Here is a 3,304-nt window from a genome sequence, read left to right as displayed (position 1 = left end):
GATACCGAAACCGAAGAAAATATCCTTCAGAATATTGAAAACGAAATCCAAAAAAGCAGTTCGATCATTATTACCCACCGCGAAAGCAGTGCAAAACGCGCAGATAAAATCCTGAATCTCACCAAAGTAGAAAACTCCGCTTCGGCATAAAATGCGGATTTGTCACCAATAATTCATTTTCGTTAACAAAAAAACAAATAATTATTTTGCAATTAAAAGAAATCTTTTATATTTGTTACACAAGATTTCAAAAAATAGCTACAAATGAGTGATTACAAGGAACGCCACGAAAATGAAATTTTCACAAAGGTGTTGAAAGCTGGCAGAAGAACATATTTCTTTGATGTGCGCGAGACTAAAGCGGGAGATTATTATCTTACGATTACCGAAAGCAAGAAAAATTTTGGTGAAAACGGAGAAGCTACCTTCGAAAAACATAAAATCTATCTTTACAAAGAAGATTTCAAGAGTTTTGAAGACATGTTTAAGGAATCTACAGATTTCATCATCAGCCAAAAAGGCGAAGATGTAATTTCTGAAAGGCATGACAAGGATTTTAAAAGTAGGTCATTTACAATAGAATCGGACGACGAGGTTTAATAAATACAGGTATTCAATTATGGATGCCTTTTTATTTTATGTCTAAATGTATTCCTGCGGGTGAAATTACGCGGAATGAATTGCATAAAAATAAAGAAAACGCACTGAAAATCAATGCGTTTTAAAGTGGGTGAATGATGGGTCTCGAACCCACGACCTCCGGAACCACAATCCGGCGCTCTAACCAACTGAGCTACAATCACCGTTTGAGGTTGCAAATATAAAGCTTTTCGAGAAATTACAAAATTATTCCGTCAAAATTTTTGAAAGCAAGTAACTTTTCTGTCGTAAAACCTTCCGCAAACTCAACGCCAGAGAGTCTTCCCAGGTCCTGTGCTCTATAGGTGAGGCTTTCCAGAAAGTCTTTTGTAGCTATCGGCGTCATCGGTTCTTTAGAATCCGGATCGTAAAACTGGGTTTTATAAGCCAGACACGCTTCGATTTTCTTTTCCATAAAATTTGAAATATCAATTACAAAATCCGGCGTAATATTTTTCCACTGAATATAATGGAATACCTGTTTCGGGCGCCATTGCTTTTGATGCTCTCCATCAAGCTCAGTTTCGATCTTCACTAAACCAGAAAGAAAACACGCATCAGAAACCAGTTTCGCAGCTTTTGCATGGTCCGGATGCCGATCGTCTACCGCATTGGCAAGTACGATTTCGGGTTGGTATTTACGGATCATTTTCACGATCTGTACTTGATATTCTTCTGAATTGAGGATAAAACCATCCTTCATTTTTAGATTTTCACGGGCAGAAATACCCAAAATTTCCGAGGCCGAAGCAGCTTCCTGTGCTCTTGTTACATTCGTGCCACGGGTCCCCAGTTCGCCTTGGGTTAAATCAACAATAGCTACCTTTTTTCCTTCCGAAATCAATTTTGCCAAAGTTCCGCCACAACCCAGTTCTACATCGTCCGGATGGGCGCCTATTGCAAGAATATCTACTTTCATTTTGATTATTTTTTTTAATATTTCAGAACTGCCTCCTGATATTGATAAATCGTTGTAAGAAACTGCGCGTAAGACTGCTCTAATCTTGTAATATCGCCGGATTTGAAGTTGATCCCTGCTGTTCCGTATGGATTGGAATTCACAGAAAAAGCTGAAAACTGAAAAAACTGCACCGGCTGATTTTCCTGTGCGCCAAGCTTAACCGAAGAGCCTAAAAGCTTTCGGGTAGACACGGTGTAAATTTCACCAGGAGTGAGCTGAATCTTTGTGTAAGTTCTCGGCTCAAAACTGAGCTTATCGTTATTTACGGCGATGGTCTGCTTTTTATACGGCGACGCGATGAGATAAATGATATTGTCTTCTTTTGGGAATTGCTCGGGCGACACATAATAAAGATTAAGCCTGTAATGGACCGAGTCAAATTTCTGTATTCCCCCTTCGACAGACTCGAAAGGTAGGTAAGAAAATGCGTTGGCACCAATTTCCTTTGCCTTTTTATAAACCATCCCGAATACTTTCACATCATCATCAGAAAAGCCCTGTACTTCGATTTCGCCGAGATATTCCGCATTCACAGCTTCCGGATTTATTTTATACAGAAATTTATCCGCGTTGGAATGCGTCTTCTCCACTTTATTGAGGATTACATTTTGAGCCATGAAAAAATGACCCACCAAAATCATATATAAAACGAATGTTTTTCTCATTTCTGTAAAGTTTCAATACAATCTTGCAGGGAATTCTCCCAATGGTTCAACTGAATGTTATAAATGTTTTCAATTTTATCCAAAGACATTGTGCTTCGTTTCGGGCGTTTCGCCGGTGTGGGAAAATCTTCTGTTGTAATGGCATTAAGTTTAATGTTCGAACCTGAAAATTCTGCAATCTTCTGGGCGAATTCAAACCACGTTGTTTCGGGATAATTCGAAAAATGGAATATCCCGTAGGTTTTCGGTTCGGCTTCGATGATTTTCATGATGGCTTCTGCCAAATCATTTGAGTTGGTTGGCTGGCCAAACTGGTCGGCAACGATTCCCAATTCGTCTTTCTGAGAAAAAAGATTCAACATCGTTTTCACAAAATTTTTGTTGAATTCTGAGTACAGCCATGAGGTGCGGATTACAATAGTTTTAGGGTTAAGGTCCATCGCCAATTCTTCTCCTTTCAGTTTTGATGCACCGTAAACTCCCTGTGGATTTGTAAAACTGTCTTCAGAATAAGATATATTGGTTTCGCCATCGAAAACATAATCCGTAGAAACATGAATCAAGACACAGTTATATTCTTCACAGGCCTCCGCAAGATTTGCTACGCCTTCAGCATTTACAGCAAAGGCTTTTTCCGGTTCTTTCTCTGCCAAATCTACTGCGGTATAGGCAGATGCATTAATGCAGAAATGAGGTTTAAAATCGTAAAAAACATCAGAAACACTGTCCCGATCGGTAATATTGAGGGTTTGAGAATCTGTAAAGTTAAATTCGTATTGGTTTTCGAAATCGGGAGCAATTTTCCGGATACAGTTTCCCAATTGTCCGTTTCCTCCAACGATCAGTATTCTTTTTGTCATTTCGCAGCGGATTTATTCAGTTTTCTAAAATAGGAGACTCTGCTCTGGAAATCTTTCTCTTCTAAATTTACCAAAAATTTACGGAAAAGGTCTTTTGTTTCTTCCGGTTGCGCTTCGGAACGGCGGGTTTTCATATTGAAATAAATTACCGTAAGCCACAACACGCTGTGAATGGTGTT

Annotated in this window: 4 protein-coding genes, 1 tRNA gene and 1 pseudogene; 1 reads left to right on the top strand and 5 read right to left on the bottom strand. The window is 39.0% G+C overall.

The genetic code is table 11. From position 1 onward, the window contains the following. The first annotated feature begins 264 nt into the window (after nucleotides 1-264). Nucleotides 265-600: a DUF3276 family protein gene (locus tag V5N63_RS00235; protein WP_088468170.1), complete on the top strand. Its 336-nt coding sequence runs from the start codon at nucleotides 265-267 to the stop codon at nucleotides 598-600. A gap of 128 nt (nucleotides 601-728) precedes the next feature. Here V5N63_RS00235 and V5N63_RS00230 read toward each other — a convergent pair. From V5N63_RS00230 to V5N63_RS00210, 5 genes and pseudogenes are all read right to left on the bottom strand, one after another. After that, a tRNA-His gene (locus V5N63_RS00230) sits at nucleotides 729-804 on the bottom strand. Nucleotides 805-838: 34 nt separating this feature from the next. Continuing rightward, nucleotides 839-1,558, bottom strand: coding sequence for a bacillithiol biosynthesis deacetylase BshB1 (bshB1, locus tag V5N63_RS00225; protein WP_332031967.1), 720 nt, complete (start codon nucleotides 1,556-1,558; stop codon nucleotides 839-841). A 14-nt stretch (nucleotides 1,559-1,572) separates the two neighbouring features. Further along, a complete protein-coding gene (locus tag V5N63_RS00220) occupies nucleotides 1,573-2,265 on the bottom strand; it encodes a hypothetical protein (protein WP_332031964.1) in 693 nt (230 codons plus the stop codon). Then, complete coding sequence (gene rfbD, locus V5N63_RS00215) at nucleotides 2,262-3,125, bottom strand: dTDP-4-dehydrorhamnose reductase (protein WP_332031962.1); 864 nt, start codon at nucleotides 3,123-3,125, stop codon at nucleotides 2,262-2,264. Before rfbD ends, V5N63_RS00220 begins: the two co-directional genes overlap by 4 nt. Continuing rightward, nucleotides 3,122-3,304: pseudogene (locus V5N63_RS00210) on the bottom strand (acyl-CoA thioesterase); the annotation flags it as partial. The gene rfbD and the pseudogene V5N63_RS00210, both read right to left, overlap by 4 nt.

Source organism: Kaistella sp., assembly GCF_032060305.1.
GTDB classification, from domain to species: Bacteria; Bacteroidota; Bacteroidia; order Flavobacteriales; family Weeksellaceae; genus Kaistella; species Kaistella yananensis.
This window is presented reverse-complemented; position numbering and strand designations above follow the sequence as displayed.